A 13,526-nucleotide genomic window follows, 5' to 3' on the forward strand; every position below is an offset into this window, starting at 1 on the left:
GCCCCCAGCAGGCATCCGCCTACCGTCTGCAGCCCATGACCGCCCAGGCGCCCACGGCCCGCCGCGCCCTGCCGCCCGTCCGCACCCGTCCGCTCCTGGAGCTTCCCGGCGAGGGCCGCACCATGGTGCTCACCTTCGACGACGGACCCGATCCGCGGTACACCCCGGACATCCTCGCGACCCTGCGCGCCCACGAGGTGCCGGCGATGTTCTTCGTCTGCGGGGAGATGGCGCAGTACCACCCCGACCTGCTGCGCCGGATGGCCGACGAGGGGCATCTGATCGGCAACCACACCTGGTCCCACCCCCTGGTGCCGGGCCTCGCCCCGTCCGAGATCCGCCGCCAGCTGGGCAGCACCAGCGACATCGTCGAGAAGACGGTCGGCGCGCCCCCGCGCTGGTACCGGGCCCCCTACGGCGCCTGGAACAGGCATTCCTTCGAGATCGGCGCCGAGCTCGGCATGGAACCGCTCGCCTGGACCGTGGACACCCTCGACTGGACGGAGCCCGGCACCGGCACGATCGTCCGCCGGGTCATGGACGGCGCCGCCCCCGGTGTCGTCGTGCTCTCGCACGACGCGGGCGGCGACCGATCCCAGAGCGTCGCGGCCCTGCGCCGCTACCTCCCGCGCCTCCTCGACGCGGGCTACCGCGTCACCGTGCCCCGCATCTGAGCCCCAAACGCCCGCAGGGCCCCCGCGTCGCGGGGGCCCTGCGGGCGGAGCGGGGACGGCTCAGCGTGTCCTGACCATCCGTGCGAACACGACGACGTTGCCGTCGTAGCCGTCCGCCTTGGTGTAGCCGCCGCCGCAGGTGATCACCCGCAGCTCGGGCTGGCCGGTGTCGCCGTAGACCCGCACGCCGGGGAAGTCGTGCTTGGAGAAGACCTCCACGCCGTAGACCTCGAAGACCGCGACCCGGCCGTCGAGACGGGGGACCTCGACGATCTGGCCCTTCTGGACGGAGCCGAGGCCGTAGAAGACGGCGGGCCCCGCCTGGTTGTCGACATGGCCCACGATGACCGCGGTGCCGCGCTGGCCCGGGGCGACGCCGTTCTGGAACCATCCGGCGAGATTCGGGTCCTGGGGCGGCGGCGCCGCGATCCAGCCCTTGTCGTCGAGACCGACGTCCATGATCGGCGCGTCGACGTCGATGGAGGGCACCCGTACCGTGGCGGGCGGGGCGTACGGCAGCGGTTCGAGCGGCACCGGCAGGAACGTCTCGCCGGTGTGGTTGCCGAGCGACGCCGCCGCGGCGGGCTGCGGCGGCCCGAGACCGACGTCGACCCCGTTCTTCATCAGCGCGATCCCGCTGAGCATGACGAGCGCCAGCACGCCCCAGGGCGAGCGTCGTCTGGGCTCCCTGCCGAAGGCGTCCCGGCTCGTGGTTCTCCCCTTAATGCGCATGCAGGCACGCTAAGCACGCGCGCCCGGGGCGGCGATCAGGGAAGGGCGAACGGGTGGCCGGGGCCAGTCGGGATGACCCATCCGAGTAATGAACGGATAAAACGTCTGACGGTCTGTGACCTGCGGCTCCGTCAGATGCGGGCCGTCCGGACCGGCGTGTCGGCTCACCGGGGTGGCCCAAGCCCGAAATGCGGGGAAAGGGAGCCTCGGTGAATGTTCCTGGTGGAAGGCGTCCTCGTCGAATATCCCGGAGCGCCGCTTCGGAGCGTCTTCCGCTGGAGGTTCAACGATGCGTGCTACCCGCGCTCTCGCGGTGACCGCGACCGCCTTCGCGGCCGTCGGGCTCTGCGCTCCACTGGCCGCCGCCGGCGGTGGGGACGGCCCGAGGAACGTCCAAGTCAGCCCCTCCTCGGTCTTCCCCGGGGGCACCCTGACCGTCACTGTCGACGGATGCCGCCGTGGTGGCACCGTCAGCTCGAACGCCTTCCCCGACGCCACGCTCTCCCCGCGCGGCGACCGCGGCGGCGAGTCCACGGCCACCGCCCGGGTCCGCAACAGTGCCGCACCCGGCAGCTACCACCTGACGGTGCGGTGCAACGACAGCTCGCAGACGGCGAGTGCCTCGTTCACCGTGCTTCCCGCACGCGGCGCCCAGGGCGGCCTCGGCGGGTCGATCGGCCCCACCAGCACCGAGATGGCCATCGGTGCGGGTCTCGTCGCCACGGCCGCGGTGGGCGGAAGTCTCTTCATCGCCCGTCGCCGCCGTACGGTCAGCGGTCAGGTCTGATCGGCCGAACCTCCCGGTCGGCCCCACCGCCCGTCGCCCCGAGTCCCTCACCGGGACTCGGGGCGACGGGCTGTCGTACGGGGGTGACGGAGCCGGCCGCCGCATCAGTGACGGCGGTCGGCGGAGCGCCGGCGCAGCACCAGGACGGTGGCCGTGGCCGCGGCCGCGACCATGGCTCCGCCCGCGGCGATCTCCGCGGTGTTCATGCCGTCGATGCTGCCGCCCTCGCCGCCGCGCACACCCGACGGGGCGATGGTGGCGGCGGGCCGGGTGGAACTCGCGGTGGGTGTGGCGGAGCCGCCCGAGATCCGCAGATCGAGGGTGCCGATCCGGCCGATGCAGTTGAACTGGACGGAGTAGACGGCGCCGGGCCTGGCGTCCCAGTCGACGACCGCCGTGGCGGCGCCGTTCTGGGGGATGGTCACGGTGTCGAAGACGCCGGACGTCACGGTGGTCGTGCTCGGGCAGCCGCCGGCGGTCAGGGTCACGCGGCCGCCCGCCGACACCGTCGACGGTGTCACGGCGAAGTCGTACGGCGTGTTGTTGACGGCGAAAGCGGCTGTGGGAGCGGTCAGGGCGAGTGCGGCCGCTCCGAGAGCGGCGGATGCGGCACGTATCGCACGCATGGTCGGACCTCCGGGTCCCCGAGGAGCAGTTGCGGAACCGTTTCCGCACGGGTCGGGGAGTGCTCCTCGATCACCGAAACGCTAAGAGCGCCCCCATCGGCCCGCGATCGGTGTAGGGCAATCGGGTCACGGTGCTGATCCGTCGGGGCGACGCCGTGCGCGTGTCGGCGGGTCAGCCGGCGGGCCGGATGAGATGAGGGGCGGCCTCCGCGATGCGCTCGCGCAGCGGCCGGCGGCCCAGCGCCTCGATGGCCTCGCCCACGAGCGCGCTCAGCGGGTACGAGAGCTCCGCCTCGAAGGCCGCGGCCGCGGTCGCGGTCGCCTCCCACTCGGCGTCCAGGGCCGGCAGCAAACCGCGTGCCGTGTCGGTCAGCGTGGCGACGCGCTGCCGGGCGTCGGCTCCCGGCGCCACGGTGGCGAGCCCCTCCCGGACCAGCTGGGCGACGGTCTGGCTCGCGGCCGAGTGGGTCACGCCCGTCGCGGCGGCCAGTTCCTGGACGGAGCGCGGCCCCTGCGCGGCGAGGGTGCGCAGATACGGGACCCAGCGCGGGCGGATGCCCGCGAGGCCGAGGTCCTCGTAGACGGAGGCCACGTCGGAGTCGAGCAGGCTCAGCAGCAGACGCAGGCGGGTGCCGAGCAGTTCGGGACCCGGTGCGGCGGAGGAGGCGGTCGGCATGCGCATAATATAACAGCGCTGTTGTATTTCTCGGCCGTGGCCCCCGCCGGGCGGCGGACGGCCGGGACGGGAAGGAGGGGAGACTCCATGGCAGAGCTGTATCCGCCCGTCGAGCCCTACGACGAGGGGCTGCTCGACGTCGGCGACGGGAACCGTGTGCACTGGGAGGTGTCGGGCAACCCCGACGGCAGGCCCGCCCTGGTCGTGCACGGCGGGCCCGGTTCCGGCTGCGTCCCCGGCATGCGGCGGTACTTCGACCCCGAGGCGTACCGCATCGTCCTGTTCGACCAGCGCGGCTGCGGGCGCAGCACGCCGCACGCGGCCGACCCGGCCGCCGACATGGGCGTCAACACCACGCAGCATCTCCTCGCCGACATGGAGCTGCTGCGGGAGTTCCTCGGCGTCCGCCGGTGGGTGCTCCACGGAGGGTCCTGGGGATCGACGCTGCTGCTCGCCTACGCCCAGCGGCACCCCGAGCGGGTGTCCGGGATCGTGATCAACAGCGTGACGACCACCCGGCGCTCGGAGATCGACTGGCTCTACCGGGGTGTCGGACGGTTCTTCCCCGAGCAGTGGCACCGCTTCCGCGCGGGGGTGCCGGAGGCCGCGGGTCCCGGTGACGTGGTCGCCGCCTACGCGCGCCGCATGGAGAGCCCGGAGCGGGCGGTGCGCGAGCGTGCCGCGGCCGACTGGTGCCGCTGGGAGGACGCCGTCCTGTCGCTGGAGCCGCACGGCGCGCCGGACGTCTACAGCGGCCGGCCCGACTCCGCACGGGTCGCGCTGGTGCGCATCGCCGCGCACTACTTCGCCCACGGCGCCTGGCTGGAGGAGGGCGCGCTGCTGCGCGGGGCCGGGCGGCTGGACGGGATTCCGGGAGTCCTCTTCCACGGCCGCCTCGACCTGAGCTCGCCCCTGGACACGGCCTGGGAGCTGTCCCGCGCGTGGCGGGGCGCCGAACTCGTCGTCATGGACGACACGGGACACAAAGGCAGCGAGGAGCTGCGCACCCGTGTCCGCGCCGCGCTGGACGGCATGCGCTGAACAGCCGGCGGAGCGATGCGCGGACGGTGCCGATGAGTTGAGATCCGGCCAATTAGCAGCGGCCGGACCGGGGGCGAATTCGCCTGGTGCCAACGGTATTTCGACCATTCGCGTCCGCGATGGACAAGATTCTTCTCCCGGCGTTGAACACCCGCCGCCCCCACGTCCGTACCTAGGACCATGAACGGCGCCGGGCGGCGGCGCCCCATCGGCTGGAAGAACTACGGGAGTGGACATGAACACCTGGCGGAACGCCTCGCTCGCGGTGACTGCGGCGGCTGTACTCGCGCTGACGACGGCGTGCGGTCAGGACCAGGGCACCACGACCCCCAACGGTCAGGCCGTCGGTGCCGCGAACCCCGCGGCACCCGGCGACGGAGGCTACGGGGCGGACGCCGGCTACGGCTCGGGGGGCGAGGCGGCGGCCGAGGCCAAGCCCGCGGGCCAGCTGGCCGTCTGGGAGAGCAAGGAACTCGGCGAGGTCGTCACGGACAGCGCGGGCTTCACCCTCTACCGCTTCGACAAGGACACCGCCAAGCCCCCGAAGTCCAGTTGCGAAGGCGACTGCGCGAAGACCTGGCCCGTCGTGGCCGCCGGCGGAGCCACCGCCGCCCCCGGCGTCGACCCCTCCCTGATCGGCGAGGTGACCAGGGCGGACGGCTCCAAGCAGCTCACCATCGACGGCTGGCCGATGTACCGCTACGCCAAGGACACCAAGGCCGGGGACGTCAACGGCCAGGGTGTCGGCGGAACGTGGTACGCGGCGGCTCCCGACGGCAAGAAGGCGGAGCCGGGCGGCGCGGAGGAGGCCGGGGGCGAGGAGGCCGACCTCGCGGGACTCTCGGTGCGCAAGGACCCCAAGCTCGGAGAGATCGTCGTCGACCGCGACGGCATGACCGTCTACCGCTTCATGAAGGACTCCGCCTGGCCCATGAAGACGGCCTGCACCGACGCCTGCCTGGAGAAGTGGCCGGTGGTGGAGCCCGTCGAGAAGAACGACACGGTGGGCATCCTGAAGAAGGGCTTCGTCACCTTCGACCGGCCCGACGGCATCGCGCAGCAGACGATCGACTGCTGGCCCATCTACACCTTCTCCGGGGACGCCAAGCCGGGGGACACCAACGGCCAGGGCGTCGGCGGCACCTGGTACGCCGTCTCCCCGGAGGGCAAGCCGGTCGGAGCACCCAAGTAGTCCCCACGCAGCTCCGGCCCGCGACCGGTCCGTCGCACACCCCCCGGTGTGCCGGCGGGCCGGTCGCATGTGCGCGGCGGTCATTCCCCCGGCCGGTGACGAACGGTCATGACACGGACGCATGCCGTCCCCGTATGACGACGTCCTGCCGTCCGGTCCCGTGACCACGTCGTGTGACCAAGAACGGACCGCTAATTTCCGGTTGGACTCGCCCTCTTGGCGGGCGATCAGTAGCCTCGGCTCGAACACTGGCCATGGACATGGCCGACCCTCCGTGGCGACTTGTTGGAGACATCGATGGAGCGTCCCGCCTGGGCACCGCATGGCATCGACATATCGGTGCCGAGCGTTTCCCGCATTTACGACTACTACCTGGGCGGTTCGCACAATTTCGAGGTCGACAGGGAAGCAGCCCGCAAGGCGATGGAGTTCATGCCGGGCCTGCCCAAGATCATGCAGGCCAACCGGGCGTTCATGCGGCGCGCGGTGCATTACGCGGCGGAGCGGGGGATCACCCGGTTCCTCGACATCGGCTCCGGCATTCCCACCTTCGGCAACGTCCACGAAGTGGCGCGCGCGATCGTGCCGGACGCCAGGGTGGTCTACGTCGACCACGACCCCGTGGCCGTCGCCCACGGCCGCACCCTGCTGGAGGGCGACGACCGGGCGGCCGTCCTCGCCGCGGACCTGCGCAAGCCGAACCAGATCCTCGACAGCCACGAGGTACGGGACCTGCTCGACCTGGACCGCCCGGTGGCGCTGCTCCTCGTCGCCGTCCTGCACTTCCTCCAGGACGAGGACGACCCGCACGCGGCCGTCGCCGCACTGCGCGACGAACTCGCGCCCGGCAGCCTGCTGATCCTCACCCACGCCTCCTACGAGGGCGTCCCGGTCACCGCCGAGGCGGCCGGCGGCGCGGTCGGCGTCTACCGGGACATCCGCCAGCCGGTCGCCATGCGCGGCCGCGAGGAGATCGCGGCGTTCTTCGAGGGGTTCGAGATGGTCGAGCCCGGCCTGGTGCCCATGCCGCACTGGCGGCCGGACGGGCCCGTCGACCAGGAGGATCCATACGCCTTCTCGGGCTTCGCAGGGGTGGGGCGCACGGCGTGAGCCCCAACACGCAGGCCGCCGGTTCCGCGGGGGAGCCGGACGCCCTGGAGGACCGCCTCCGGCGATTCGCGACCATCTGGAGCCGGGCCATCTTCCCGGTCACCGCCACCTCGCTGACCCGGCCCGAGTTCGAAGGGCATCTGCTGCCCGTGGCCCGTGAGCTCCACCGGGTGCTCCACGCCCGGCCGTTCACCCCGCAGCCCGCCCAGCAGGTCGGCACCGCACTCGTCGAAGCCCACTGCACGGACCCCGACGCGCTGAGCCGCACGCTCGGAGTCATCGACTCGTACCTGGTGCTCTACTGCGGCGACCCCGAACAGAGCGCCGAGGAGAGCCGGGCCCGCTGCGCACGGCTCCAGCACGCCGTCGCCGCCGGCTTCGCCCACGCCCTGCGCGAGCGCACGCTGGCCGAGCAGGAGGCCATCGCGCGCTCCTCCCTCCTCGCGCGCAGCGACGCGCTCCAGGCCATGCACGACACCGAGGTCCGCTTCCGGGCCGTCTTCGAGGGCGCCGCGATCGGCATCGCCATCGCGGACCTCGACGGCAACGTCCTGGAGGCCAACGACACCCTGACCCGGATGTTCGGCGGCCTCGAACACCATGTCCGCGGCCGCAGGATGAGCGACTGGGCGCACCCCGAGGACCGTCCGCAGGTGTGGGACCTCTACCGGGAGCTGGTGCGCGGCGAACGCGAGGACTACCGGACCGAGAAGCCGTTCTACCGCAACGACGGCACCGTGCTGTGGACCAACCTCACCGTCTCCCTGCTGCGCGACGCCGAGGGCCAGCCGCAGTACCAGCTGGCGCTGATGGAGGACACCACCGAACGCCGGCTGCTCAACCTGCGCCTGCGCTACGAGGCCACGCACGACGCGCTGACCGGGCTGCCCAACCGGACACTGTTCTTCGAACGCCTGGAGAAGGCGGTCACGGCCGGTGAGGGATCCCGGTTCGGGCTCTGCTACCTCGACCTCGACGGCTTCAAGGCCATCAACGACAGCCTCGGCCACGCCACCGGCGACCGGCTGCTCGTCGAGGTCGCCGACCGGCTCCAGAGCTGCGCCACCGCGCCGGGGGAGATGGTCGCGCGCCTCGGGGGCGACGAGTTCGTGGCCCTGACGACCGGTCCGGACACCGAGCGGGAGGTCGACGAGCTCGCCGCGCGGATCCTCGGCTCGCTCGCCACGCCGATCAACGTCGACGGCCGCGAGTTCACCGTCCGCGGCAGCATCGGCATCGTCGAGGGACCGGCGGGCGAGCGCACCAGCGCGGAGGTCCTGCGCAGCGCCGACATCACCATGTACCGGGCCAAGTCCGCGGGCGGCAACCGCTTCGAGCTCGCCGACCCGGAGGCGGACGCGCGGGCCATCACCCGGCACGGGCTGACCACCGCGCTGCCCGCCGCGCTGGAGCGCGGCGAGTTCTTCATCGAGTACCAGCCCCTCGTCCACCTCGGCGACGGCACGGTGCACGGGGCCGAGGCCCTGGTGCGCTGGTGCCATCCGCAGCACGGGGTGCTCGGCCCCGACCGGTTCATACCGCTCGCCGAACGCACGGGCCTGATCGTGCCGCTGGGACGCTGGGTGCTCCAGGAGTCGGTGCGTCAGGCGCGCTTCTGGAGCAGGCGGCACACGGACGGGGGGCCGCTGCGCATCAACGTCAACCTCTCGCCGGCCCAGCTCCAGCACCCGGGGCTGGTCGCGGACACCGTCGACGTGCTGGAGCGCTCGGGGCTGGAGCCGGGGGCGCTGTGCCTGGAGGTCACCGAGTCGGCGCTGATCGGCGCGGACGAGGATCTCCTCAAGCCGCTGCGGCAGCTGTCGGAGATGGGGGTGGACATCGCGCTCGACGACTTCGGCACGGGGTACTCGAACCTGGCGAACCTGCGGAGGCTGCCGGTGAGCGTGCTCAAGCTGGATCGTTCCTTCACGCAGGGCATGCAGCAGCACCCGTGCGACCCGGTCGACCTCAAGATCGTCGAGGGGATCGTGTCGCTCGCGCACAGCCTGGAGCTCGCGGTGACCGTGGAGGGCGTGGAGACCGGTGCGCAGGCGGAGCAGCTGCGGGAGCTGGGGTGCGACACGGCGCAGGGGTGGTACTACGCGAGGCCGGGGGCGCCGGACCGGATCCATGCGCTGGTGATGGCCGACGCGGTCTGAGACGGCACCCGGGGGCGTCGCGCCTCCGGGGCGGTGGGCCGTGTGGGGGTGCCGTGTCCGGGGCGCGTTCCCGGGTGCGGCGCCGTTGCGGGGGCTCCGCGCGGGCCCCCGCGCCTCACACGCCGGCGGGGCTGGAACGGCCTGTGGCCAGGAGGACGCGCTGGAGTTCGCGGGCCGCGCGGGGCGGGGCGACGTCGCTTCGGTGGGCCAGCGCGATGGTGCGGTGGAGGCCGGGGGGCGCCAGGGGGGTCGTGCGGAGGCCGCGCCCGGCGCCCTGGGCCACCATCGCCGGGACGACGGCCACGCCGAGCCCGGCGCGCACGAAGCCGAGCACGGCGTCCATCTCACCGCCGGCCACCGTGAACGTCGGCTCGAAGCCCTCGGCGCGGCAGGCGGCGACCGTCAGCTCGCGCAGGTCGTAGCCGTGCCGGAACATCACCAGGGGCTCCCCGGCCAGGTCGGCTACGCGCAGCGGCGAAGGCGGCGCGGGGGAGTCGGGCGAGGAGATGACGACCAGGTCCTCGCGCAGCAGCTCGACCGTGGTGAGGGCGGGCGACGGCGACGGCAGCGGGAGCACCACGAGCGCCAGGTCGAGCGCTCCGCGCGCCAGCTCGCGGACCAGGTCGTGCGAGCCGGACTCCTCGATGATCAGCTCGATCCCCGGATGCCGGTCGTGGAAGGTGCGCAGCACCCGCGGCAGCAGCCCCGTGCACAGGCTCGGCGTGGCGCCGAGCCTGACCCGCCCGCGGCGCAGCTGCGCCAGTTCCTGGACCTCGCGGCGGGCGGTCTCGGTGTCCGCGAGGATCCGGCGGGCCAGCGGGAGGAGGGCCTCGCCGGCGTCGGTGAGCGCGATGTTGCCCCGGGCGCGGCCGAAGAGGTCCGCGCCGAGTTCCTGCTCCAGGGCGCGGATCTGCTGGGAGAGCGACGGCTGGGAGACATGGACGCGCTCGGCGGCGCGGGTGAAGTGACGGGTCTCGGCGACCGCGACGAAATACCGGAGCTGCTGGAGCTGCATGGATCCACTCTACGGCCCACGATAGCCATGGCCTATGGACGCGAGCCGGATCATGTCTTGGACCTCTGGACGGATCCGGGCCTACGGTCGGCGCCATGGCTCTGGACACGCGGACGGCACGAAAACCGTCCATGACGCGCACCATCTGGGGATCGACCGTCGGCAAGAAGACGGTCATGGCCGTCAGCGGTCTGATCATGCTCGGCTACCTCGTGGCCCACATGTTCGGCAACCTCAAGATCTTCTTCGGCGCGGAGGAGTTCAACGCCTACGGGCACTGGCTGCGCACCATGGGCGCCCCCGTGCTCCACCACTCCTGGGCCCTGTGGCTGGTGCGCGTCCTGCTGCTCGCCGCCGTCGTGGGCCACGCGGTCTCCGCGTACCAGCTCAGCCGGCGCGACATCCGGGCCCGGCCCACCGCTTACGTCCACAAGCGCGCGCGGGCGAGCTACGCCACCCGCACCATGCGCTGGGGCGGCGTCGTCCTGGCGCTGTTCATCGTCTGGCACATCCTGGACCTCACGACCGGCCACGCCCACCCGGGCGGCTTCCAGGAGGGCCACCCGTACCAGAACGTCGTGGACACCTTCTCCACCTGGTACGGCAACACCGTCTACATCGCGGCGGTCGTCGCCATGGGGCTGCACGTCCGGCACGGCTTCTGGAGCGCCGCCCAGACCCTCGGCGCGGGAAACGCCGCCCGCGACCGCGCCCTGAAGGCCGTCGCGAACCTGCTGGCGCTCGCGCTGACCGCCGGATTCGTCTCCGTCCCCGTCGCCGTCATGACCGGAGTGGTGAGCTGACATGAGCTTTCTCGACTACGCGACCGGCGAGCCCCTCGCCGACGCCAAGGCGCCCGGCGGGCCCGTGGCCGAGCGCTGGGACACCCGGCGCTTCCAGGCGAAGCTGGTCAACCCCGCCAACCGGCGCAAGCACACCGTGATCGTCGTGGGCACCGGCCTGGCCGGCGGCGCCGCGGGCGCCACGCTGGCCGAACAGGGCTACCACGTCGAGCAGTTCTGCTACCAGGACTCACCGCGCCGCGCCCACTCCATCGCCGCCCAGGGCGGCATCAACGCCGCCAAGAACTACCGCAACGACGGCGACTCCGTCCACCGGCTGTTCTACGACACCGTCAAGGGCGGCGACTTCCGCGCCCGCGAGTCCAACGTCCACCGCCTCGCCCAGATCTCCGTCGAGATCATCGACCAGTGCGTGGCGCAGGGCGTGCCGTTCGCCCGGGAGTACGGCGGACTCCTCGACACCCGCTCCTTCGGCGGCGTCCAGGTCTCCCGCACCTTCTACGCCCGCGGGCAGACGGGCCAGCAACTCCTCCTCGGCGCCTACCAGGCCCTGTCGCGCCAGATCGCCGCCGGGAACGTCACCCTGCACGCCCGCACCGAGATGCTCGACCTCGTGGTGGCCGGCGGGCGCGCCCGCGGGATCGTCGCCCGCGACCTGGTCACCGGCGAGATCTCCACGTACACCGCCGACGCCGTCGTCCTCGCCACCGGCGGCTACGGCAACGTCTTCTACCTGTCGACGAACGCCATGAACTCCAACGCGACCGCCGTCTGGCGCGCCCACCGGCGCGGCGCGTACTTCGCCAACCCCTGCTTCACCCAGATCCACCCCACCTGCATCCCGCGCACCGGCGACCACCAGTCCAAGCTGACCCTGATGAGCGAGTCGCTGCGCAACGACGGCCGCATCTGGGTGCCGAAGGCGCGCGGCGACGACCGCCCGCCGGCCGCGATCCCCGAGGACGAGCGCGACTACTACCTGGAGCGGATCTACCCGTCCTTCGGCAACCTGGTGCCCCGCGACATCGCCTCCCGCGCGGCGAAGAACGTCTGCGACGAGGGCCGCGGCGTCGGCCCCGGCGGGCAGGGCGTCTACCTCGACTTCGCCGACGCGATCCGGCGGATGGGCCGCGAGAAGGTGGCGGAGAAGTACGGCAACCTCTTCGAGATGTACGAGCGGATCACCGCGGAGAACCCCTACGAGGTCCCCATGCGGATCTACCCGGCCGTGCACTACACGATGGGCGGGCTGTGGGTCGACTACGACCTCCAGACCACCGTCCCCGGCCTGTTCGCGATCGGCGAGGCCAACTTCTCCGACCACGGCGCCAACCGGCTCGGCGCCTCCGCGCTGATGCAGGGTCTCGCCGACGGCTACTTCGTCCTGCCGTCGACGATCAACGACTACCTCGCGCGAGGCGGGTTCGACCCCGTCGACGCCTCGCACCCCGCCGTCACCGCGGCGGTGGCCGAGACCCGGGCGCGCCTCGCGGCCCTGCTGGGCGCCGACGGCGACCGCACCCCCGACTCCTTCCACCGCGAGATCGGCGAGGTGATGTGGGAGCACTGCGGCATGGCCCGCACCGAGGAGGGCCTGCGCAAGGCGCTGGAGCGGATCCCGCAGATCCGCGAGGAGTTCTGGCGCCGCATCAAGGTCCCGGGTACCGGCGAGGAATTCAACCAGTCGCTGGAGAAGGCCAACCGGATCGTCGACTACCTGGAGCTCGCCGAGCTCATGTGCCTCGACGCCCTGCACCGCGCCGAGTCCTGCGGCGGCCACTTCCGGGAGGAGTCGCAGACCTCCGACGGCGAGGCCGCCCGCGACGACGACGCCTTCGCCTACGTCGCCGCCTGGGAGTTCACCGACGGCGGCGCGCCCGTCCTGCACAAGGAAGACCTCGTCTTCGAGTACGTCCACCCCACTCAGCGGAGCTACGCATGAAGCTCACCCTGCGCGTCTGGCGCCAGAAGAACGCCGCGGCCACCGGCACGATGACCACCTACGAGGTCGACGGCATCTCCTCGGACATGTCCTTCCTGGAGATGCTCGACACCCTCAACGAGGACCTCCTCCTGCGCGGCGAGGACCCCGTCGCCTTCGACCACGACTGCCGCGAGGGCATCTGCGGCGCCTGCTCGCTGGTCATCAACGGCGACGCCCACGGCCCCGAGCGCACCACGACCTGCCAGCTCCACATGCGCTCCTTCAGCGACGGCGACACCATCGACATCGAACCGTGGCGGGCGTCCGCGTTCCCCGTCGTCAAGGATCTGGTCGTCGACCGTTCCGCCTTCGACCGGATCATCCAGGCCGGCGGGTACATCAGCGCCCCCACCGGATCGGCCCCCGAGGCGCACGCCACCCCCGTGCCCAAGCCGGATGCCGACTTCGCCTTCGAGCACGCGGAGTGCATCGGCTGCGGAGCGTGCGTGGCGGCCTGCCCCAACGGCTCGGCCATGCTCTTCACCTCGGCCAAGGTCAACCATCTGAACGTCCTGCCGCAGGGCGCTCCGGAGCGCGAGACCCGGGTCCTCGACATGGTGGCGACCATGGACGACGAGGGCTTCGGCGGCTGCACCCTGACCGGTGAGTGCGCCACGGCCTGCCCGAAGGGCATCCCGCTGCCGTCGATCTCCGCCATGAACCGGGAATGGCTGCGGGCGGCCCGCAAGGCGAGGCGCTGACCCGGCCGTGGGCGGGGGGCGCGGCG

The 13,526-nt window shown here is 72.3% G+C and carries 13 protein-coding genes; 9 read left to right on the forward strand and 4 right to left on the reverse strand.

What is annotated here, in order from left to right; genetic code table 11:
• Positions 1-674, forward strand: a 674-nt coding sequence (locus tag EAO77_RS29450) for a polysaccharide deacetylase family protein (protein ID WP_147991440.1), incomplete at its 5' end; no start/stop codon positions are given.
• A gap of 60 nt (positions 675-734) precedes the next feature.
• On the opposite strand, the gene EAO77_RS29455 is transcribed toward EAO77_RS29450, so the two are convergent.
• A complete protein-coding gene (locus EAO77_RS29455; protein ID WP_147991372.1) occupies positions 735-1,406 on the reverse strand; it encodes a class F sortase in 672 nt (223 codons plus the stop codon).
• Positions 1,407-1,695: 289 nt separating this feature from the next.
• Here EAO77_RS29455 and EAO77_RS29460 point away from each other — a divergent pair, with 289 nt between their 5' ends.
• On the forward strand, positions 1,696-2,193 hold the full coding sequence (locus tag EAO77_RS29460) for a hypothetical protein (RefSeq protein ID WP_147991373.1): 498 nt from the start codon (positions 1,696-1,698) through the stop codon (positions 2,191-2,193).
• Between the two features lie 104 nt (positions 2,194-2,297).
• On the opposite strand, the gene EAO77_RS29465 is transcribed toward EAO77_RS29460, so the two are convergent.
• Together EAO77_RS29465 and EAO77_RS29470 are read right to left on the reverse strand one after the other, a co-directional pair.
• Positions 2,298-2,819 (reverse strand): hypothetical protein, encoded by a 522-nt coding sequence (locus EAO77_RS29465; RefSeq protein WP_147991374.1) that lies wholly within the window; start codon positions 2,817-2,819, stop codon positions 2,298-2,300.
• Between the two features lie 172 nt (positions 2,820-2,991).
• Positions 2,992-3,495 carry a MarR family winged helix-turn-helix transcriptional regulator gene (locus tag EAO77_RS29470; RefSeq protein WP_147991375.1) on the reverse strand — a complete coding sequence of 168 codons (504 nt, stop codon included), beginning with the start codon at positions 3,493-3,495 and terminating at the stop codon, positions 2,992-2,994.
• An 87-nt stretch (positions 3,496-3,582) separates the two neighbouring features.
• Between EAO77_RS29470 and pip the strand changes: the two genes are divergently transcribed.
• The 4 genes from pip to EAO77_RS29490 all read left to right on the forward strand — a co-directional run bounded on the left by pip (position 3,583) and on the right by EAO77_RS29490 (position 8,997).
• Positions 3,583-4,536, forward strand: a complete 954-nt coding sequence (pip, locus tag EAO77_RS29475) for a prolyl aminopeptidase (RefSeq protein WP_147991376.1) — start codon at positions 3,583-3,585, stop codon at positions 4,534-4,536.
• A gap of 235 nt (positions 4,537-4,771) precedes the next feature.
• Positions 4,772-5,728: an SCO0930 family lipoprotein gene (locus EAO77_RS29480; protein ID WP_147991377.1), complete on the forward strand. Its 957-nt coding sequence runs from the start codon at positions 4,772-4,774 to the stop codon at positions 5,726-5,728.
• 297 nt (positions 5,729-6,025) lie between these two features.
• Complete coding sequence (locus tag EAO77_RS29485; RefSeq protein WP_147991378.1) at positions 6,026-6,838, forward strand: SAM-dependent methyltransferase; 813 nt, start codon at positions 6,026-6,028, stop codon at positions 6,836-6,838.
• Positions 6,835-8,997 (forward strand): putative bifunctional diguanylate cyclase/phosphodiesterase, encoded by a 2,163-nt coding sequence (locus tag EAO77_RS29490; RefSeq protein ID WP_147991379.1) that lies wholly within the window; start codon positions 6,835-6,837, stop codon positions 8,995-8,997. The genes EAO77_RS29485 and EAO77_RS29490 overlap by 4 nt, the downstream gene beginning before the upstream one ends.
• A 115-nt stretch (positions 8,998-9,112) precedes the next feature.
• On the opposite strand, the gene EAO77_RS29495 is transcribed toward EAO77_RS29490, so the two are convergent.
• Positions 9,113-10,012, reverse strand: coding sequence for a LysR family transcriptional regulator (locus EAO77_RS29495; protein ID WP_147991380.1), 900 nt, complete (start codon positions 10,010-10,012; stop codon positions 9,113-9,115).
• Positions 10,013-10,107: 95 nt separating this feature from the next.
• Between EAO77_RS29495 and EAO77_RS29500 the strand changes: the two genes are divergently transcribed.
• Genes EAO77_RS29500 through EAO77_RS29510 form a run of 3 tightly spaced genes read left to right on the forward strand, consistent with a single transcriptional unit; the run spans position 10,108 to position 13,500 of the window.
• The gene (locus EAO77_RS29500; RefSeq protein ID WP_147991381.1) at positions 10,108-10,815 is read left to right on the forward strand and encodes a succinate dehydrogenase; all 708 of its coding nucleotides are present in this window, start codon (positions 10,108-10,110) and stop codon (positions 10,813-10,815) included.
• Position 10,816: 1 nt separating this feature from the next.
• Entirely contained in the window at positions 10,817-12,757 is a 1,941-nt protein-coding gene (locus EAO77_RS29505) for a fumarate reductase/succinate dehydrogenase flavoprotein subunit (protein WP_147991382.1), read from the forward strand.
• Positions 12,754-13,500 (forward strand): succinate dehydrogenase/fumarate reductase iron-sulfur subunit, encoded by a 747-nt coding sequence (locus EAO77_RS29510; protein ID WP_147991383.1) that lies wholly within the window; start codon positions 12,754-12,756, stop codon positions 13,498-13,500. Before EAO77_RS29505 ends, EAO77_RS29510 begins: the two co-directional genes overlap by 4 nt.
• Positions 13,501-13,526 lie beyond the last annotated feature (26 nt).

Source organism: Streptomyces sp. T39 (assembly GCF_008042045.1).
Classification (GTDB): domain Bacteria; phylum Actinomycetota; class Actinomycetes; order Streptomycetales; family Streptomycetaceae; genus Streptomyces.